Genomic DNA, 20,245 nt, shown 5'->3' on the forward strand with positions numbered 1-20,245 from the left:
CAAATCGTAGGGTGCAATAACCGCAGGGCATTGCACCGAATGCACCACTTGCGGTTGATGAAACTGTATGTGCTCCGTCATGACCTAGCCGTAGGGTTTAATAACCGCAGGGCATTGCACCGAATGGCCCGCTTGCGGTTGATGAAACTGTATGTGCTCCGTCATGACCTAGCCGGGGGCGGCCCGGCAGCCGGTCACTTCTTTTTGCTTCGCCAAAAAGAAGTAACCAAGAAAAAGGCGACCGCGAGACTGCTGCCCTTCGGGTTCCCAAAAACGGTAGCCAGTCAGGGGGAGGGCCGCAAACTCGCTTCGCTCAGACAGTGCGGCCCTCTTATCCCCTGCCTGACTACCGTTTTTGGCAGCTATCTCAATGCGGGGTACTTCAAAAGCCACGGCAACTTCAACTTCAACTCCAACCCACTAAACCTCCGAGGCAATCGGATCCGACCTCGTCACCACCACATCCGTGCTGCTGATGCTGCGCGTGTTGTAGTACGTCGCAACCAGGCCGCTCGAGAGGATCACGGCGATGCCGCTCCAGCCTTTCCAGCCGAGCACATCCTGCCACAACAAGACGCCCCAGAAGCTGGAAAAGACGATGCCGGTGTATTGCAGGTTGGCGGTGACGAGGATTTTGCCGAGGCGGTAGGCGCGGGTCATGGCCATCTGTGCGACCGTGGCGCAGCCGCCTATGGCGAGCAATAACAGCAGTCCCCGGGTCGATGGCACATGCCACAGCGCCGCATTGGCCAGCGGGCCGGGTGCCAGCAGCACGCCACCCAGTCCGGCCAGCGTGCTGGTCAATGAAAAATAAAACACCACGCGCGATTCCGGTTCGCCCATCTTGCCCAGCTCGCGCACTTGCAGATAGGCCAGCGCCGCCAGCATGCCGGAAGCCAGCGCGATGAGCGCGCCCATCCATTGCGACGCATGCATGGCCGGTTGCAGCAGCAGCGTCACGCCGATAAAGCTGGCCATGATCGCGAGGATCATGCCGGGTTCGAAACTGCGCACGCCGCGCCACCAGCCACCGATGAACAGGATCGCAGCGATCCAGATCGGGGCCATGTAATTGAGGGTCATTGCCATCGACAGCGGCAAGGTGGCGATCGCGTAGAACCACATCCAGAAGGCGGTCACGCCCACCGTGCCGCGCCACAAGTGATGGCGGGCAAAGCGGGTGCGCAGCGTGTCGCCGCGCAGCAGCATCAGCGCGCCGATGACAATGACGCCAATGGCACCGCGCGCCATGACGATTTCGGCAATGCTGTAGTAGTCCGACGCGAGCTTGACGCAGACGCCCATGATGGCGAACAGGAAGGTCGCCAACAGCATCCAGAGCGATTGCATTGAGTGCTCAGAACGCAATATGCGCCCGATACCATTCGTGGAAATGCTGCATGCCGTCTTCCATCGGCGACTGGTACGGGCCGACTTCATTGACGCCACGCTCAAGCAGGATCTTGCGGCCGGCATCCATGCGCAGTGCGATTTCATCGTCCTCGATACAGGTTTCCATGTAGGCAGCCCGCTCGGCTTCGATGAACTCGCGCTCGAACAACACGATCTCTTCGGGGTAATAAAACTCGACCACGTTGGTGGTGGTTTGCGGGCCGGTCGGCCACAGCGTCGACACCACCAGCACATGCGGATACCACTCGACCATCACGTTCGGATACAGCGTGAGCCAGATCGCACCGTAATCGGGCACCGCGCCATTGCGGAATTTGAGCACCTGGTCCTGCCACTTGCGGTACTTGGGCGAACCGGCCTTGGCCAGGCCCTGGTTGACGCCGACGGTCTGCACGCTGAAGTGTTCGCCGAACTGCCATTTCAGGTCATCGCAACTAACGAAGCTGCCCAGGCCCGGATGGAATGGCTCGACGTGGTAATCCTCCAGATAGACTTCAATGAAGGTTTTCCAGTTGTAGTTGCATTCGTGGACCTCGACATGGTCGAGCAGATAACCGTCGAAATCGAGCGCCGGCAGCACGTCAAGCTGGCCGAGCGTGGCGGCGACATCGAAACCGTTCTGCTCGAACAGCAAGCCGTTCCAGTTTTGCAGTGCGGTCTTCGACAGGTTCAGGCACGGCGTTTCGGCAAAATGCGGCGCGCCCAGCAGTTCGCCCTTGAGGTCGTAAGTCCAGCGATGCAGCGGGCAGACGATGTTGGTCGCATTGCCGCGACCATTGAGCATCTTGGCCTGGCGATGCCGGCAGACGTTCGAGAGCAGTTCAATCCCGTGCGCATTGCGCACCAGCATGCGGCCTTCGTTTTCCCATGGCAGCGTGGAAAAGTCGCCGGCCTCGGGCACCATGAGTTGATGACCGACATAACGCGGCCCCTGGCGGAACAATTGCTGGATTTCCTGCTGATATAACTTTGCGTCGAAGTAGACGTTGACCGGAAGCTGTGCGCTGGAGCGCGCCAGTTTGGCATTGGTAGCCAGATCGGACATCCCCACCCCCAAATTAATTTTCACCAACCTAAGAGAGAAAGAACCCGCAAAAACCGGTGTTCAAATAGTATGAAAAAGGGAATTCTTGGACAGAACCGGCGATTATACCTGAGCAGGTCGCGATCGCGTCGGCGGGTTTGCCGTGGAGTAAAACGGTCTTGCGTCCGCGCCGGCGGGAACTTTTCGGCTTCATCGTGGGGATTGTTCTAAAATGGCGACCTTCTCTTTACGTGTGCCAGCCATGTCAAAAAAACTTCCTTCTGCAGATACGCCCGCCTCGTTCGAAGACGCGATGGCAGAGCTCGCCCGGCTGGTGGCGCAAATGGAAGCCGGTGAATTGCCGCTGGAGGCATCGGTGGCGGCGTACAAGCGCGGCTCCGAGCTGGTCAAGTTTTGCGCGGTTCAGCTCGACAAGGTCGATAGTCAGGTCCGGGTACTGGAAGGCGACATGCTCAAGCCACTTGATGGGGCGAATGGTGCTGCTGGCGAGGCCGGCGAATGACAGGTTTTGACGGCTGGATGCGGTCCACCCAGGCCGATGCCGAACGCGCACTCGATCAGTACCTGCCCGCAGCCACTGCATTGCCGCTGCGCCTGCATGCAGCGATGCGCTATGCCGTACTTGATGGCGGCAAGCGCGTGCGACCCTTGCTGGTGCAGGCCGCGGCCGAACTGTTTGATGCTGCGCCGGCCAATGTCGCACGGGCGGCGTGCGCCGTCGAAATGATCCATGCGTATTCGCTGGTGCATGACGACATGCCGTGCATGGATGATGATGCGCTGCGTCGTGGCAAGCCGACCGTGCATGTGGCCTACGATGAAGCCACCGCGCTGCTGGTCGGTGATGCACTGCAGGCACAGGCTTTTCTGGTACTGGCCGGCATGGAAATCGACCCGGCGCGTGCCGTGGCGATGCTGCGCTTGCTGGCCGATGCTGCCGGTTCGGCCGGTATGTGCGGTGGCCAGGCAATCGATCTGGCCAGTGTCGGTATGGACCTGTCGCTGGCGGAGCTGGAACAGATGCATCGCCTGAAGACCGGTGCCTTGTTGCGTGCGTCGGTGCTGCTCGGTGCTTGGTGCGGCACCACGCCGGATGCAGCGGCCACGGCGGCGCTGGAAGCTTATGCCGCTGCGATCGGCCTGGCGTTTCAGGTTATCGATGACGTGCTGGATGCAACCGCTGATTCGGCCACACTGGGCAAGACCGCCGGCAAGGATGCGGCGGATCACAAACCGACTTATGTTTCGATCCTGGGCCTGGAGCCCTCGCGGGCATTGGCGGAAAAATTACGTAGCGACGCGCATCGTGCCGTCCTGCCATTTGGAGACAAAGCACGACACTTGCGCGATCTCGCGGACCTGATCGTGCAGCGGAAAGCTTAGTCATGCCATTACTCGAAACAATCAACCAGCCCGCAGACCTGCGCCGTCTGCCACGCAATCAGCTGCGCAAGCTCGCCGATGAATTGCGCACCTTCGTGATCGATTCGGTCTCGAAAACCGGTGGCCATCTGTCATCCAATCTAGGCACGGTCGAGCTGACCATCGCGTTGCATTACGTCTTCAATACGCCGGAAGACCGGCTGGTCTGGGATGTGGGTCACCAGACTTATCCGCACAAAATCCTCACCGGCCGGCGCGACCAGATGCACACGCTGCGTCAGCGCGACGGCATTTCGGGTTTTCCGCGTCGTGCCGAGAGCGAGTACGACACCTTCGGCACCGCGCATTCGTCGACCTCGATTTCGGCCGCGCTCGGCATGGCGCTGGCAGCGCGCACCAAGGGCGAGAACCGTCATGCGGTTGCCATCATCGGCGATGGGGCGATGACCGCCGGGATGGTCTTCGAGGCGATGAACAATGCCGGTGTCTACGACGACATCAACCTGTTGGTCATCCTCAACGATAACGACATGTCGATCTCGCCGCCGGTCGGTGCACTGAACCACTATCTGGCGCGCCTGATGTCGGGCAAGTTCTATGCAGCGGCCCGCAATGTCGGCAAGTCGGTCCTGCCCGCGCCGGTGCTGGAACTGGCCAAACGCTTCGAGGAACACGCCAAGGGCATGGTCGTGCCGGCCACGATGTTCGAAGAATTCGGCTTCAATTACATCGGTCCTATCGATGGCCATGACCTCGATGCGCTGATCCCCACACTGCAAAACCTGAAGCATCTGAAGGGGCCGCAATTCCTGCACGTGGTGACCAAAAAAGGGCAGGGCTACAAGTTGGCCGAAGCCGATCCGGTGCTGTACCACGGCCCCGGCAAATTCAATCCCGAAGTCGGCATCAAGCCGGCGACCGTGCCGGCCAAGATGACTTACACGCAAGTCTTCGGCGACTGGCTATGCGACATGGCCGCGCAGGACAAGCGCCTGATCGGTATCACACCGGCGATGCGCGAAGGCTCGGGCATGGTCCGCTTCGAGCAGCAATTCCCGGCACGCTACTTCGATGTCGGTATCGCCGAGCAGCATGCCGTGACCTTCGCGGCCGGGATGGCGACCGAAGGCCTCAAGCCGGTGCTGGCGATTTACTCGACCTTCCTGCAGCGCGGCTACGACCAACTGATCCATGACGTTGCCTTGCAGGATCTGGATGTGACGTTTGCGCTGGACCGCGCCGGCCTGGTCGGTGCCGATGGTGCGACCCATGCCGGCAATTACGACATGGCCTTCCTGCGCTGCATTCCGAATATGGTGGTGATGGCGGCGTCCGACGAAAACGAATGCCGGCAGATGCTGACGACTGGCTACTTGTATCCGGGTCCGGCGGCGGTACGCTATCCACGCGGGGCTGGTCCGGGCGTGGCGATTACCGCGCCGTTGACGGCGCTACCGATGGGTAAGGCAGAAGTGCGCCGGCAAGGCGAGCGGATCGCGATCCTCGCGTTCGGCACGATGGTTGCACCTTGCTTGCTGGCCGGCGAACGTCTCAATGCGACGGTGGTCAACATGCGCTTTGTCAAACCCCTTGATGTCGAGCTGGTCAAGGAGCTGGCACTGACGCACGACGCTATCGTGACCGTGGAGGAGGGGGCGTTGATGGGCGGAGCTGGTTCAGCGGTGGCCGAAGCACTGGCTGCTGCCGGCATGGTCCGGCCCATCCTGCATCTGGGTTTGCCGGACCAGTTCATTGATCATGGCGATGTCGGGCAATTGCTGGCCGGTTGCGGGCTGGATGCGGATGGCATCGCCGCGTCGGTGCAGTTGCGCTTCGGGGGCGATGCGGCGAAATAACCGCCTTGTAATGACGTGTGACCTGCGCGATGTCTTACAAATCGCGCTGGCGTTCCTTTTGCCACAGCACGTCGCTGCCACCGCCAAACCGGTTCAGCACGCGTGACAGGACGAACAGCAAATCCGACAGCCGGTTCATGTACTGGCGCGGCGCATCGTTGAGGGTTTCGACCTTGCCGAGGCTGACGATGTGGCGCTCGGCGCGGCGGCAGACGGTGCGGCAGACGTGGGCAATGGCGGCGCCGCGCGAGCCGGCCGGCAGGATGAAGTCCTTCAATGCCGGCAGGTCGGCATTGTATTTTTCCAACAGCGTATCCAGACGCAGTACTTGCGCGTCAGTGATCATCGTATAGCCGGGGATGCACAGCTCGCCGCCCATGTCGAACAGGTCGTGCTGGATCGAGATCAGCTCCTCGCGCAGCGCCGGTGGCAGTTCTTCGCACAGCAGCATGCCGATGTGTGAATTAAGTTCGTCGACATCGCCCATCGCGTGGACGCGCAGCGCATCCTTGTCGATACGGCTGCCGTCACCCAGTCCGGTGGTGCCCTTGTCGCCGGTGCGGGTAGCTATTTTTGAAAGTCGGTTGCCCATAAGAGTGATCGCCAGTAAGGTTCAAAGAGGCCCGAGGATACGTCAAAACCTGAGGGCCTGCCGCACGTGCAGGGTAAAATCCGGGTCTTGAAGGAGTTCGTCCATGAACCACATCGTCAATCTCGCCGCACTCAGGAAGCCCCTGCCGTCTGCCTTGCTGGCACAACTGCGCGCGCTGCTCGGCGAACGCCTGTCGACCACGCAGGCCATGCGCGAACACCATGGCCGCGACGAGTCGTCGTATGCGCCGATGCTGCCGGATGCGGTGGCGTTCGCGCACTCGACCGACGAAGTCGCCGCCATCGTCAGCGCCTGCAACACGTATGGCGTGCCGGTGATTCCGTTCGGATCCGGCACCTCGCTGGAAGGGCATATCCTGGCGCTGCAGGGCGGCATCTCGATCGATCTCTCGCAATTCAATCGTGTCATCGCGATTCATGCCGAAGACCTGACGGCCACCGTGCAGGCCGGCGTCACGCGCAAGCAGCTCAATGTCGAACTGAAGGACACCGGCCTGTTCTTTCCGATCGACCCCGGTGCCGATGCTTCGCTGGGCGGCATGGCCGCTACCCGCGCCTCCGGCACCAACGCTGTGCGCTATGGCACGATGCGCGAAAACACGCTGGCGCTGACCGTCGTCACCGCCGATGGCCGCGTGATCAAGACCGGCACGCGCGCCCGTAAATCCTCGGCCGGCTACGACCTGACCCGCCTGTATGTCGGCAGCGAAGGCACGCTCGGCATCATCACTGAAGTCACGGTGCGGTTGTATCCGCAACCGGAAGCGATCTCGGCGGCGGTCTGCTCGTTTGCCAGCGCCGGCGACGCCGTCAATGCGGTGATCGAACTGATCCAGCTCGGCGTGCCGGTGGCGCGGGTCGAATTTCTTGATGAGAACGGCGTGCGCGCCATCAATGCGCATGACCATCTCGGCTTGCCGGAACAACCGCTGTTGCTGTTCGAATTCCATGGCAGCACGGCCTCGGTGGCCGAACAGGCCGCGCAGGTGCGCGACATCGTCGCCGGCCATCAGGCCACCGGTTTCGATTGGGCCACCCGTCCTGAAGAGCGCTCGCGGCTATGGGCGGCGCGGCACAATGCGTACTTTGCGTTGCTGCAGTTGCGACCCGGTTGCACGGCGATCTCTACCGATTGCTGCGTGCCGATTTCGCGGCTGGCCGAATGCATCCTCGATACCAAGGCCGATTGCGAGCAGCACCGGATGGTGTACTCGATCATCGGTCACGTCGGCGATGGCAATTTCCATGTGCTGATGATGGTCGATCCGAATGATGCGGCCGATATCGCGCAGGCCGAAGCGATCAATGCGCGCATGGTCACGCGGGCGCTGGCGATGGACGGCACTTGCACCGGCGAACATGGCGTCGGCTTGCACAAGATGGACTTTCTGATCGAGGAGCATGGCGTCAACGCGATCGACACGATGCGCGCGATCAAGCACGCGCTCGATCCGAAAAACATCATGAATCCCGGCAAGATCATCCGCTGGTAATGCGCTGACCTCCCATGTTCAGATATCCCCTTCCTTTCCAAGAAAAGTAATGGCCTCACGACTTCCCCCGGTTCATGCGTTGTCGGCTTTCGAAGCCGCCGCCCGTTTTTTGTCTTTTGCACTGGCTGCCGAAGAACTCTGCATTACGCCGTCAGCGTTGTCGCACCGGATCCGGCTGCTCGAGGAGTTTGTCGGCGAACGGCTGTTCATTCGCGACAGCCGCAGCGTCGCGCTGTCCGACTTCGGCCGGCGCTATCTCGAGGTGGTGCGCTCGGCCTTGCGGGCACTGAATGATTTTCCGATGCCGCATCGCGGCGTGCCGGCCCAGCCGCGCCTGAAGATCACGGTGCCGCCGACTTTCGCGCGCTACTTGCTGGTGCCGAAGCTGGCGCAATTCACACACTTGTATCCGCACATTGCGGTCGAGCTGTTCCTGTCGGTGCCGCTGTACGACCTCAGCCTGTCCGAAAGCGATGTCGAAATCCGCTTCGGTGCCGGCAAGTACGCCAACTTCGTCACCCGCAAGCTGTTCGAAGAACCCGCTTTTGCCGTGGCCAGCCCGGCCTATCTGGCCAGCATCGGTGGCATCGCCACGCCGGCCGACCTGAAAAAAGCCAACCTGCTGCGCTCGGCGCTGGAGCCGTGGCAACCGTGGTTCGAGGCGGCCGGGCTGGATTGGCCGGAGCCTGGCACGGGCTTACGCGTCGATGACCTCGGTCTGTTGCTCGAATCGGTCAAGCATGGCCATGGCATCGGCCTGACGCGCCAGCATTTCGCGGCCGGCCTGATCGCCACCGGCGAGGTCGTGCGGCTGTTCGATATTGAGCTGGGCACGCCGCCGCATGCCTACTATTGCGTCTACGAAAAGTCGGTCATCGAGCGACCCGAGGTCGCCCTATTTGTCGACTGGTTGCTCACGGCATTCGAATAAAGATGGTCACCCGCAGATGCTTCCGGGTAGCGCAAATTACTTCCCGATCATCGTCAGCCAAGCGACCCGAAACAGTTTATGCTTCGTCCCTGACTTCGGCGTGAGTGTCCTGACGCCGATCGAACACGGCACCGGAAACACCCCAGTCCTTACCCAATTCTTTACCCAGTACGGCCTGTTCCCACGCGGAACGGACTCTTGTTCTATACCAAGGAAACAACCATGAACGCACCCGTCAATTCATCCGCATTGGCTGCCACGATGGCACCACAAGATATTTCGACCGACACCATGCTCGAAAAATACGCCAAGGGCGACGAGCGCACGCTCGACGACTTGCGCACCCGCGTTGCCAAAGGCATCGCCGAGCCCGAAACCAACGCCAAGAACCGCAAGGCATGGACTGCCAAATTCCTGTGGGCTCAGCAAAACGGCTGGGTCCCGGCTGGCCGGATTAACTCCGCCGCCGGATTACCACTCAAGGCGACCCTGATGAACTGCTTCGTGCAGCCGGTCGGTGACTCGGTCACGGGTTTCAGCGACGGCAAGCCAGGCATCTATACCGCCATCGCCCAGGCCGCCGAAACCATGCGCCGCGGTGGCGGTGTCGGCTACAACTTCTCCGAAATCCGTCCCGAAGGCGCGCTGGTCAAGGGTACCAATTCGCGCGCCTCGGGCCCGATCTCGTACATGCGCGTGTTCGACAGTTCGTGCTCGACGGTCGAGTCAGCCGGTGCCCGTCGCGGTGCCCAGATGGGCGTGCTCAATTGCGACCATCCGGACGTGCTCAACTTCATCACCGCCAAGCGCGATGGCAGCCTGTCGAACTTCAACCTGTCGGTTGGCGTGACCGATGCATTCATGCAAGCCGTCGCCAGCAGCGGCACGATCCAGCTGATCCACAAGGCAGCACCGGGCAACGAACTGATGCAGGCCGGCGCGTTCCAGCGTGACGATGGCATGTGGGTCTACAAGGAAGTCGCGGCGCAGGAAATCTGGGGCCTGATGATGCAATCAACCTACGATTTCGCCGAGCCGGGCATTTTGTACATCGACCGCATGAACCAGGAAAACAACCTGTACTACTGCGAAAAAATCGAAGCCACCAACCCGTGTGCCGAGCAGCCGCTGCCGGACTACGGTTGCTGCGACCTCGGTTCGGTCAACCTGACGCTGTGCGTCACCGACCCGTTCAGCGAGCGCGCCAGCTTTGACTACGCCAAGTTCAGCCAGCTGGTGCAGATCGGTATCCGTTTCCTCGACAACGTGCTCGACGCGTCGCAATGGCCGCTCGAAGAGCAGCGCCTCGAAGCAATGAACAAGCGCCGCATCGGCCTGGGTTTCCTGGGTCTGGGTAGCGCGATGGTGATGTTGGGCATCCGTTACGATTCCGACGCCGGCCGTACTTTTGCCGCCAAGGTCTCGGAAGAAATGCGCGATGCGTCGTACCGCGCCTCGGTCGATCTGGCCAAGGAAAAAGGTGCATTCCCGCTCTTCGATGCGAAAAAATATCTCGCCGGTGCCTTCGTCAGCCGCTTGCCGGCCGATATCCGCGAAGGCATCGCCACCTTCGGTATCCGCAATTCGCACCTGTTGTCGATCGCCCCGACCGGCACCATCACGCTGGTGTTTGGCGACAATGCCTCGAACGGCATCGAGCCGGCGTTCTCGTGGAACTACACCCGGAAGAAACGCATGATGGACGGTTCGATCCAGGAATTCGAAGTGGCCGACCACGCCTGGCGTTTGTATCGCCAGATGGGTTTCGATGTCTCCGACGACAGCAAGCTGCCACCCGAGTTCGTGTCGGCGCTGACGATGTCGGCTACCGATCACATGAAGATGCTCGAATCAGTTCAGCCCTTCATCGATACCTCGATCTCGAAGACAGTCAATGTCCCGGCCGACTACGATTTTGACGAGTTCCGCAATCTGTACATGGATGGCTGGAAAGCCGGCCTGAAAGGCTTGGCCACGTATCGCCCGAATTCGATTCTGGGCAGCGTGTTGTCGGTCAAGTCAGCCACGCCGGAAGTCGCTGCCGTTGCTGCCGGTCCGGACAACGATCCGCTGCGCAAGCAGTTCGACAGCCGTCCGACCGGCGACCTGCAATCAGTCACCTCGAAGGTCGAGTACTTCACCTACGAAGGACGCAAGACGGTCTACCTGACGGTCAGCTTCATCAACGTCGCCGGTGTCGTCAATGGCCAGCCGGTGGTGATTGAGCGGCCGTTCGAATTCTTCATGCCAGCCGGCCAGAAAACCGCCGACCAGCAATGGATCACGTCGTCGATGCGTCTGTTATCGATGGCCGCACGCTCGGGTGGATCGGTGGCTAAGGCACTGGCCGACCTGCGCGAAGTGGTGTGGGACAAGGGTCCGATCCGCTGCGGTTTCTTCATCAAGGAAGAAGACGGCGCGCGTATCCCGATGCACCACGATTCCGAAGTCGCCGCCATCGGCTATGCGCTGCAGCGCATGCTGATCAAGCGTGGCTTCCTTGACGCCGATGCCAACCAGATCCCGGTGCAAGTCCTGGCGCAGCGCGCCCGGCCCGAGCTGGACCTGTTTGCGCAAGAGCCGGTCGATCAGGAAGTCCGCAGCACGATGGCCTTCACGCCGGTCGGCAAGAAGTGCTCGGAATGCGGCGCCCACGCGGTCATCAAGAGCGATGGTTGCGAGCGGTGTACGCAGTGCGGCAATATTGGCGCTTGCGGCTGATAGCTATTGATGGATTCTGACTTGTCCTGATTGTCGGGCTGGTCAGCAAGGGGTACCGCGCTTGCGGTGCCTTTTTTTGCATTTGAAGTGCGCTGGTCGCCGGGTGCAACAACCGCAGGGCATGCACTGAATAAAAAACCGTTCATCCTGAGCTTGCCGAAGGCGCACCGTGCACAGCGCCTTCGACAGGCTCAGGGCGAACGGTTTTTAATTCGCGTTGCGCCTTCGACAAGCTCACTTCGACAAGCTCCCTTCTACAAGCTCAGGACGAACGGCTGGCAGGGTGCTCAACTACCATCCCCAGTCCTCAAACAATCCCCAGATGCTCCGTCCCCTTGGACAAATCGCGTCCCTTCGCATCCTTGCCGCGCAGCTTGATCGCTAGGCGCAGGTCGTTGACCGAATCGGCGTTGCGCAGTGCGTTTTCATACGAGATCTTGTCGGCTTCGTACAGGTCGAACAGCGCCTGGTCGAAGGTCACCATGCCCAGTTCGCGGGACTTTTTCATGATTTCTTTGATCTCGTGCACGTCGCCCTTGAAGATCAGGTCCGAAATCAGCGGTGAATTCAGCATGATTTCGACCGCCACGCAGCGTCCTTTGGTATCGCGCAGTGGCACCAGCCGTTGCGAGACCATGGCTTTCAGGTTCAGTGACAAGTCCATCAGCAATTGCTGGCGGCGCTCTTCGGGGAAGAAGTTGATGATCCGGTCAAGCGCCTGATTGGCGCTGTTGGCGTGCAGCGTGGCCAGGCACAGGTGGCCGGTTTCGGCGAAGGCAATCGCGTGGTCCATGGTTTCGCGGTCGCGGATTTCACCGATCTGGATGACGTCCGGTGCCTGGCGCAGCGCGTTCTTGAGCGCCGTGGCCCAGCTGTCGGTATCGAGACCGACATCGCGCTGCGTGACGATGCAGTTGCGGTGCGGGTGGATGTATTCGACCGGATCTTCGATCGTGATGATGTGACCGTGGCTGTGCTCGTTGCGGTAGCCGATCATCGCTGCCAGCGTGGTCGATTTGCCGGAGCCGGTGGCGCCGACCATGATGACCAGGCCGCGCTTGGTCATCGCGATGTCCTTGAGTTGCGGCGGCAGCCCGAGCTGTTCGACGGTCGGGATTTCGGTGGTGATGGTGCGCAGGACCATGCCGACCTTTTGCTGCTGGATGAAAGCCGAGACGCGGAAGCGTCCCAGTCCGCCCGGGCTGATCGCGAAATTACATTCCTTGGTGGCTTCGAATTCGGCGGCTTGCCGGTCGCTCATGATGGCGCGCGCCAGTTCGATCGTGTGGCTCGCAGTCAGCAACTGGTTCGACACCGGCATGATCTTGCCGTCGATCTTGAAGGCCGGTGCAAAGTCGGTCGTGATGAACAGGTCGGAACCGTTCTTGCTGACCATCAGGCGCAGCAGGTCGTTCATGAATTTGGTGGCTTGTTCGCGTTCCATGGAGCTTCCTCGGTGAGCGGTGCAGGGCGCGGTGCCGCGATGAAAACAGATCAGCCGGGGAAATTTTCCGGTGTCTTGGCGGCAGAGCGGGCGACTTGCGGCGAAATGACATTGCGACGTACCAGATCGGTCAGGTTGTGATCCAGCGTTTGCATGCCCATGTTCATGCCGGTCTGGATCGCCGAATACATCTGCGCGATCTTCGACTCGCGGATCAGGTTGCGGATGGCCGGCGTGCCCAGCATGATTTCATGTGCGGCCACGCGACCGGCACCATCCTTGGTTTTCAGCAGCGTCTGCGAAATCACTGCCTGCAACGATTCTGACAGCATCGCCCGCACCATTTCCTTTTCATCGCCGGGGAAGACATCGACGATACGGTCGATGGTCTTGGCCGCCGACGACGTGTGCAGCGTGCCGAACACCAGATGGCCGGTTTCTGCCGCCGACAACGCCAGCCGGATGGTTTCGAGGTCACGTAATTCGCCGACCAGCACCACGTCCGGATCTTCGCGCAAAGCCGAGCGCAAGGCCGCGCTGAAGCTATGCGTGTGCGGGCCGACTTCGCGCTGGTTGATCAGGCATTTTTTGGATTCGTGAACGAATTCGATCGGGTCTTCGATCGTCAGGATGTGGGCGTATTCGTTTTCATTGACATGGTTCACCATTGCCGCGAGCGTGGTTGATTTGCCGGAGCCGGTCGGACCGGTCACCAGCACCAGGCCGCGCGGCTTGAGCGACAGTTCGGCAAAGATGCGCGGCGTATTGAGTTGTTCGAGGCTGAGGATCTTGGACGGAATAGTGCGCAACACGGCGGCGGCACCACGGTCCTGGTTGAAGGCATTGACGCGAAAGCGCGCCAGTCCGGGAATGGCAAACGAGAAGTCGACTTCGAGCTTTTCTTCGTAGGCCTTGCGCTGGCCATCGTTCATGATGTCGTAGATCATCGCGTGCACATCCTTGTGCTCCAGCGGCGGCAGATTGATGCGACGGACATCACCATGGACCCGTATCATCGGTGGCAAGCCAGCGGACAGATGCAGGTCGGAGGCGTTGTTCTTGACGGAGAACGCGAGCAGTTCGGAGATGTCCATTTATAATCCTTGATCCTGCTGATTGGCCAGACCGGTAGACGGTTGCGGAGGGCGTCGAAGATGATGCGTACGCTGGTGAATCAAGTTCCTGCTAAGCATCATTTCTAGAGCACCAATTATGTCTGTAATCTCCAGCAACTTGCAAGCTGTCCATGGCGCGATTGATGCTGCCGCGCAGGCCGTGTCACGCTTGCCACACAGCATCACGCTACTGGCGGTATCGAAAACCTTCGACGCCCGTACCGTACTCGAAGCCGCCGCCGCAGGCCAGCGCGCCTTCGGTGAAAACTACCTGCAGGAAGCGCTCGACAAGATCGCTGCCGTGCGGCTGGCACAACCGGAATTGATACTCGAATGGCATTTCATCGGCCCGATCCAGAGCAACAAGACGCGCCCGATTGCTGAATCGTTCGACTGGGTTCATTCGGTCGAGCGCGAAAAAATTGCGCGCCGCTTGTCCGACCAGCGTCCCGCCGGACTGCCTCCGCTCAACATCTGCCTGCAAGTCAACATCAGCGGCGAAGCCAGCAAGAGCGGCGTGCCGGCCGGCGAGGCACTGGCTGTCGCGCAGGCGATCGCCGCGATGCCGCGGTTGTGCCTGCGCGGCCTGATGGCGATTCCGGAACCGACGACGGTCGTGGCCGAGCAGCGCGCGGCGTTTCGTCAGTTGCACGTGCTGTTCGACCAATGTCGCGCGGCCGGCCTGCCGCTGGATACGCTATCGATGGGCATGTCATCGGATTTGCCGGCGGCGATCGCCGAAGGCGCCACCATCGTGCGGGTTGGTACCGCGATTTTTGGAGCGAGAACGTATGCACACTGACGTCAATCACACCGCATTGACTCTGAGTTTCATCGGCGGCGGCAACATGGCCAATGCTCTGATCGGCGGCCTGCGCGCACGCCTCGGTGCAGCCGCCATCATCCACGTTGTCGATCCGAATCCCGATGCACTGGCCAGGCTGGCGCAGCAGTTCGATGTCAGCACGTCGACGCAGATCGATGCGGTACTGGCCACCAGTTCGGTGATCCTGCTGGCGGTCAAGCCGCAGCAAATGAAAGAAGTCGCGCTGCAACTGGCACCGCATCTGGCCGGACAGCTGGTGATCTCGATTGCGGCCGGTATCCGCTCGGCCGATCTGTCGCGCTGGCTCGGTGGTCATGGCGCGATCGTGCGCTGCATGCCGAATACGCCGGCGCTGATCGCGCAGGGCATCACCGGGATGGTGGCCAGTGCCGGGGTGTCGGCCGGACAGCGCGCTGCTGCCGATACGGTCTTGCAGGCAGTCGGTGCCACGGTCTGGCTCGATGACGAGGCGCTGATTGACTCGGTCACGGCTGTTTCCGGCAGTGGTCCGGCCTATGTGTTTTATTTTCTGGAAGCGATGCAGCAGGCCGCGCAGGAACTCGGCCTGACCGCAGAGCAGGGCAAGACGCTGGCGCTGGCCACTTTTGCCGGTGCCACGCAACTGGCGGCGCAATCGCCGGACCCGATCGGCGTGCTGCGCGAGAAGGTCACGTCGAAAGGCGGCACCACCTATGCCGCACTGACCAGCATGGAAAGCGCCGGCGTGAAGCAGTCCATCGTCGACGCGATGAAAGCGGCAGCCGATCGGGGCAAGGCGCTCGGTGAGGAACTCGGCGCGGATTAACCCCGTGCCTGCTCAGCCCAGCCAGTAATCCAGCGCCAGCCCGGCAAACAGCGCCGCACCCAGCCAGTTGTTATGCCGGAAGGCAGCGAAGCAGCCGTCGCGTTCGCGCTGGCGGATCAGCGTGTAGTGATATACCGCGCAGCCCGCCGCCACCGCCACACCGCCGACAAACCAGCCACGCAAGCCGTGTTTCCAGCCGACCGCCAGGAACAGCAGCAGACTTACCGCATAGCAGAACATGACGGCAGCAACGTCGTAGCGGCCAAACGTGATGGCCGAGGTGCGGATGCCGATCTTCAGGTCATCGTCGCGGTCAACCATCGCGTACTCGGTGTCGTAGGCCACGGCCCAGAACACATTCCCGATCAGCAGCACCCACGCCTCCGGCGGCACCGTGCCCAGCACGGCGGCATAGGCCATCGGAATGCCGAAGCCGAACGCGATGCCCAGATACGCCTGCGGTATCGCAAAGAAGCGCTTGAAGTACGGATAGCTGCCAGCGATCAGCACGGCGGCGATCGACAGTTGTTTGGTCAGCGCGTTGAGCGGCAGAATCAGCGCGAATGACAGCAGCACCAGCACCAGCGCAACCAGCAGTGCCTCCCGTGAGCGAAGCAGGCCGGTGGTCAGCGGGCGCTGTGCGGTGCGCTTCACATGGCGGTCGATATCCCGGTCGGCATAGTCGTTGATCGCGCAACCGGCCGAGCGCATCAACACCGTGCCCAGCGTGAAGATCACCAGCAGCGACCAGTTCGGCACCCCGCCGGACGCCAGCCACAGCGCGGCCAGTGTCGGCCACAGCAGCAGCAGGATGCCGATCGGCTTGTCGAGCCGGACCAGCCGGAAGTACAACCCGAGGCGCTGCATGACGCAGCTTTTCATGGTGTCAGCCATCGATGGCGGAGGCGTCCGGCAGCATCGTCACGCCTTGCAGTTCGCAGCGCAGGACGGCCGCGCGGACAGCCTCGATCGCGGCCAGTCGCGTGAAGCTCTTGCGCCAGACGATGACGACGCGGCGCGATGGCACCGGCGGTGCCAGCGGCACGTAGCGCAACATGCCATCGCTGGCCTGCATGTCGGGCACCGACGCTTGCGGCAGCACGGTGATGCCGATGCCGGACGCGACCATATGGCGGATGGTTTCGAGCGACGAGCCTTCGAAGGTACGGGCAATGCCATCGTTGCCGGTGGCAAAGCGCGACATTTCCGGACAGACTTCCAGCACCTGATCGCGGAAGCAGTGGCCGTTGCCGAGCAGGAGCATGGTTTCGGTTTTCAGTTCTTCCGAAGAAATCAGGTCGCGATCGGCCCACGGATGATGGGCGGGCAGGGCGACGACGAAGGGTTCGTCGTACAGCGCTTGCACCGACAGGCCGGTGTCGTTGAATGGCAGCGCGATGATGGCGGCGTCGAGTTCGCCCTGGCGCACCATTTCCAGCAGTTTGACGGTGAATTGTTCCTGCAGGATCAGCGGCATTTGCGGGACGGTGGTGATCATGGTCTTGACCAGCGTTGGCAGCAAATACGGGGCGATCGTGTAGATGATGCCGAGCCGGAACGGACCGGCCAGCGGGTCCTTGTTCTGCTTGGCGATTTCCTTGATGGCGGCGGTTTGTTCAAGCACGTGCTCGGCTTGCGCGACGATCAGCGCGCCCAGCGGCGTCATCGAAATTTCGCTGCCACCGCGTTCGAAGATGATGACGCCGAGCTCGTCTTCGAGCTTCTTGATGGCGACCGACAGGGTGGGCTGGGCCACGAAGCAGGCTTCGGCGGCGTGGCCGAAGTGCTTCTGGCGGGAGACGGCGACGATGTATTTGAGTTCGGTGAGGGTCATGGGTCGGGGTGGTGTTGAATTCGGTTTTGCGGTTTGTGGTTTGTGGTTTGTGGTTTGTGGGTTTGCGGTCTCCGCGAAGCGTCGCTGCGAGCAACCAGGGTCTGAGTTTTTTTTCGCAGGGGTATCGCGAAAATTACTCTGACCCTGCTTGCGGATTGCGGAGCGCTCACCATCCAATTTCCGTGCTGCGGTTGATGAAACTGCCTGTACTCCGTCATGACTAAGATTCGTAGGGTGCAATAACCGAAGGGCATTGCACCGAATGGACTGTCTGCGGTAACTAAAACTGTCTGTGCTCCGCCACGACCAAGCCGGGGGCGGCCCGGCAGCCGGTCCCTTCTTTTTGCTTCGCCAAAAAGAAGTAACCAAGAAAAAGGCGACCGCGAGACTGCTGCCCTTCGGGTTCCCAAAAACGGTAGCCAGTCAGGGGGAGGGCCGCAAACTCGCTTCGCTCAAACAGTGCGGCCCTCTTATCCCCTGCCTGACTACCGTTTTTGGCAGCTATCTCAATGCGGGGCAGGTCAAAAGCCACTTCAACTTCAACAGCCACCTCGCCCCTACCCGCGCTGTAGTTTCTCACATCTCCCCGCCATTACACTTTCAGGAATTCTTCCTTTGCCCCAGCCATCTGGCCAGATGCATTTCGACCGTGGCCGGATCGTCGCGTAGCAGGTCCATCGCCACGGTGCGGGCCTGTTCGACCAGCCACTGGTCAGTCTCCAGATCGGCAAAGCGCAACATGGCTTGCCCCGATTGCCGCGCACCGAGGAACTCGCCCGGTCCGCGGATCTGCAGGTCGCGCCTGGCGATTTCGAAGCCATCCGTCGTTTCGCGCATGGTGCCCAGGCGCTGTTTGGCGACCTGTCCGAGCGGGCTTTGATACAGCAGCAAACATACGCTGGCGGCGCTGCCACGCCCGACCCGTCCGCGCAACTGGTGCAGCTGCGACAGGCCGAAACGCTCGGCATGTTCGATCACCATCAGCGAGGCATTCGGCACGTCGACGCCCACCTCGATGACGGTGGTGGCGACCAGTACCTGGATGTCGGCGCGGGTGAAGGCGTCCATCACGGCCTGTTTTTCCTGCGGCTTCAGGCGGCCGTGGACCAGGCCGACCTGCAGGTCGGGCAGGGCGGTCGAGAGCGTGGCGTGGGTGTCGGTCGCGGTCTGCAGTTGCAGCGCTTCGGATTCTTCGATCAGCGGACAGACCCAATATGCTTGCCGGCCTTCGAGCGCGGCCGCGTGCACCCGCTCGATGACTTCGTCGCGCCGGTTCTGGTCGATCACGCGCGTGACGATGGGCGTGCGGCCGGGCGGCAGTTCGTCGATCACCGACACTTCGAGGTCGGCGTAATAAGTCATCGCCAGCGTGCGCGGAATCGGTGTGGCCGACATCATCAGCTGATGCGGCACGATCTGCGTGGGGTCTATGCCATCGCTCAGGCCGAGGCCCTTGTTGCGTAAGGTCAGGCGCTGGCCGACGCCGAAGCGATGCTGTTCATCGACGATTACCAGCCCGAGCCGGGCGAACACCACGTCGTCCTGGATCAGCGCATGGGTGCCGATGACCAGCTGCGCGGTGCCGGCTTCGATGCGCTCTTTGGCGGCGAGCTTGTCCTTTTTCTTGAGGCTGCCGGTCAGCCACACCACCTCGATGCCGAGTGGTTCGAGCCAGCCGGCGATCTTGCGGAAATGCTGGTCGGCGAGGATTTCGGTCGGTGCCATCAGCACGGCCTGAAAACCGCTATCGATCGCCTGCGCCGCAGCCAGCGCGGCGACCACGGTCTTGCCGCTGCCGACATCGCCCTGCAGCAAACGCTGCATCGGGAACGGCGCCTGTAAATCGTGACGGATCTGGTCGAGTACGCGTTGCTGCGCACCGGTCAGTGCAAACGGCAGCACGCGCTGGAACGCCAGCGACAGCGCGCCGATCACCGGCAGCGGCGCGGCGCCCTTGGCGCGGCGGGCGACTTGCGCGCGCTTGAGCGACAGCTGCTGCGCCAGCAATTCATCGAACTTCATGCGTACCCAGGCCGGATGCGAGCGGTCTTCGAGCGCGCTTTCATCGACCTCGGATGGCGGATTGTGCAGCAGCCGCACGGCCGCCTCGAACGACATCAGGGCCAGGGATTCCACCAGTGCTGGTGCTAGCGTGTCGCGCCAGCTGATGCGCGCCATCGCGCTCGCAATCGCCTTGCGCAAATAGGTTTGCGGCAAGCCGTCACCGCTCGGATAGACCGGCGTCAGCGCCATCGGCAGTGGCGCGCCTTCGAGCACCATCTTGTACAGCGGATGGACCATCTCCGGTCCGAAAAAGCCGTGGCGCAGTTCGCCGCGCGCGCGCACCCGGTTGCCTTCGGCCAGTTGCTTGAGCTGGCTGCCGTAAAAATTCAGGAAGCGCAGCGTGACCTGTCCGGTCTCGTCAGCCAGCGTCACGACCAGCTGGCGGCGCGGTTTGTACTGGACTTCGCAGGCCGTGATCACGCCCTCGACCTGCACCGGTTGGCCACCCATGAACGACGCCTCGCGGATCAGCACGATGCGGGTTTCGTCTTCGTAGCGCATCGGCAAATGCAGCACCAGATCCATATCGGTACGCAGACCCAATCGGGCCAGTTTGTCCCCGGTTTTTTTGGCGGAAGTGGTGGGCTTGGCGGGCTTGCGCTTCGCGGCGGGCAGTTCAGGCGTCAAGAGAGTCGGCTCAGCGTAAAATGGCGGGTTGTTTGCAAGGACGCAAGCCCGCAACCTTAGCAGTTCCCGACCCGAT

General features: G+C 61.5%; 15 protein-coding genes and 1 pseudogene. 8 read left to right on the top strand and 8 right to left on the bottom strand.

Annotated elements, in window-relative coordinates; genetic code table 11:
* Window positions 1-420 precede the first annotated feature (420 nt).
* Window positions 421-1,350 carry a DMT family transporter gene (locus tag RHM62_RS05200; protein ID WP_322124491.1) on the bottom strand — a complete coding sequence of 310 codons (930 nt, stop codon included), beginning with the start codon at window positions 1,348-1,350 and terminating at the stop codon, window positions 421-423.
* Between the two features lie 7 nt (window positions 1,351-1,357).
* Window positions 1,358-2,458 (bottom strand): aromatic ring-hydroxylating dioxygenase subunit alpha, encoded by a 1,101-nt coding sequence (locus RHM62_RS05205; protein WP_322124492.1) that lies wholly within the window; start codon window positions 2,456-2,458, stop codon window positions 1,358-1,360.
* A 241-nt stretch (window positions 2,459-2,699) separates the two neighbouring features.
* Here RHM62_RS05205 and RHM62_RS05210 point away from each other — a divergent pair, with 241 nt between their 5' ends.
* Genes RHM62_RS05210 through dxs form a run of 3 tightly spaced genes read left to right on the top strand, consistent with a single transcriptional unit; the run spans window position 2,700 to window position 5,697 of the window.
* On the top strand, window positions 2,700-2,960 hold the full coding sequence (locus RHM62_RS05210; RefSeq protein ID WP_322124493.1) for an exodeoxyribonuclease VII small subunit: 261 nt from the start codon (window positions 2,700-2,702) through the stop codon (window positions 2,958-2,960).
* Window positions 2,957-3,841: a farnesyl diphosphate synthase gene (locus RHM62_RS05215; RefSeq protein ID WP_322124494.1), complete on the top strand. Its 885-nt coding sequence runs from the start codon at window positions 2,957-2,959 to the stop codon at window positions 3,839-3,841. The genes RHM62_RS05210 and RHM62_RS05215 overlap by 4 nt, the downstream gene beginning before the upstream one ends.
* Window positions 3,842-3,843: 2 nt before the next feature.
* Window positions 3,844-5,697, top strand: a complete 1,854-nt coding sequence (dxs, locus tag RHM62_RS05220) for a 1-deoxy-D-xylulose-5-phosphate synthase (RefSeq protein ID WP_322124495.1) — start codon at window positions 3,844-3,846, stop codon at window positions 5,695-5,697.
* A 34-nt stretch (window positions 5,698-5,731) separates the two neighbouring features.
* On the opposite strand, the gene RHM62_RS05225 is transcribed toward dxs, so the two are convergent.
* Window positions 5,732-6,289 (bottom strand): cob(I)yrinic acid a,c-diamide adenosyltransferase, encoded by a 558-nt coding sequence (locus tag RHM62_RS05225; RefSeq protein ID WP_322124496.1) that lies wholly within the window; start codon window positions 6,287-6,289, stop codon window positions 5,732-5,734.
* A gap of 103 nt (window positions 6,290-6,392) precedes the next feature.
* On the opposite strand from RHM62_RS05225, the gene RHM62_RS05230 reads away from it, so the two are divergent.
* The 3 genes from RHM62_RS05230 (at window position 6,393) to RHM62_RS05240 (ending at window position 11,454) form a co-directional block, all read left to right on the top strand.
* Entirely contained in the window at window positions 6,393-7,802 is a 1,410-nt protein-coding gene (locus RHM62_RS05230; RefSeq protein ID WP_322124497.1) for an FAD-binding oxidoreductase, read from the top strand.
* A 49-nt stretch (window positions 7,803-7,851) separates the two neighbouring features.
* Window positions 7,852-8,733, top strand: a complete 882-nt coding sequence (locus RHM62_RS05235) for a LysR substrate-binding domain-containing protein (RefSeq protein WP_322124498.1) — start codon at window positions 7,852-7,854, stop codon at window positions 8,731-8,733.
* A gap of 222 nt (window positions 8,734-8,955) precedes the next feature.
* Window positions 8,956-11,454: an adenosylcobalamin-dependent ribonucleoside-diphosphate reductase gene (locus tag RHM62_RS05240; protein ID WP_322124499.1), complete on the top strand. Its 2,499-nt coding sequence runs from the start codon at window positions 8,956-8,958 to the stop codon at window positions 11,452-11,454.
* A 307-nt stretch (window positions 11,455-11,761) separates the two neighbouring features.
* Here RHM62_RS05240 and RHM62_RS05245 read toward each other — a convergent pair whose 3' ends face one another.
* The gene (locus RHM62_RS05245) at window positions 11,762-12,898 is read right to left on the bottom strand and encodes a PilT/PilU family type 4a pilus ATPase (protein WP_322124500.1); all 1,137 of its coding nucleotides are present in this window, start codon (window positions 12,896-12,898) and stop codon (window positions 11,762-11,764) included.
* Between the two features lie 50 nt (window positions 12,899-12,948).
* Window positions 12,949-13,992 (bottom strand): type IV pilus twitching motility protein PilT, encoded by a 1,044-nt coding sequence (locus tag RHM62_RS05250; protein WP_322124501.1) that lies wholly within the window; start codon window positions 13,990-13,992, stop codon window positions 12,949-12,951.
* A 118-nt stretch (window positions 13,993-14,110) separates the two neighbouring features.
* On the opposite strand from RHM62_RS05250, the gene RHM62_RS05255 reads away from it, so the two are divergent.
* Entirely contained in the window at window positions 14,111-14,815 is a 705-nt protein-coding gene (locus tag RHM62_RS05255; protein ID WP_322124502.1) for a YggS family pyridoxal phosphate-dependent enzyme, read from the top strand.
* Window positions 14,805-15,644, top strand: coding sequence for a pyrroline-5-carboxylate reductase (gene proC / locus RHM62_RS05260; RefSeq protein WP_322124503.1), 840 nt, complete (start codon window positions 14,805-14,807; stop codon window positions 15,642-15,644). Before RHM62_RS05255 ends, proC begins: the two co-directional genes overlap by 11 nt.
* A gap of 12 nt (window positions 15,645-15,656) precedes the next feature.
* Here proC and ubiA read toward each other — a convergent pair whose 3' ends face one another.
* From ubiA to recG, 3 genes and pseudogenes are all read right to left on the bottom strand, one after another.
* Window positions 15,657-16,511, bottom strand: coding sequence for a 4-hydroxybenzoate octaprenyltransferase (ubiA, locus tag RHM62_RS05265; RefSeq protein ID WP_322125328.1), 855 nt, complete (start codon window positions 16,509-16,511; stop codon window positions 15,657-15,659).
* Between the two features lie 19 nt (window positions 16,512-16,530).
* Complete coding sequence (locus tag RHM62_RS05270) at window positions 16,531-17,478, bottom strand: LysR substrate-binding domain-containing protein (RefSeq protein WP_322124504.1); 948 nt, start codon at window positions 17,476-17,478, stop codon at window positions 16,531-16,533.
* Between the two features lie 592 nt (window positions 17,479-18,070).
* A pseudogene (recG, locus tag RHM62_RS05275) lies at window positions 18,071-20,157 on the bottom strand (ATP-dependent DNA helicase RecG).
* Window positions 20,158-20,245 lie beyond the last annotated feature (88 nt).

Source organism: Actimicrobium sp. CCC2.4 (genome assembly GCF_034347385.1).
Lineage (GTDB): Bacteria > Pseudomonadota > Gammaproteobacteria > Burkholderiales > Burkholderiaceae_D > Actimicrobium.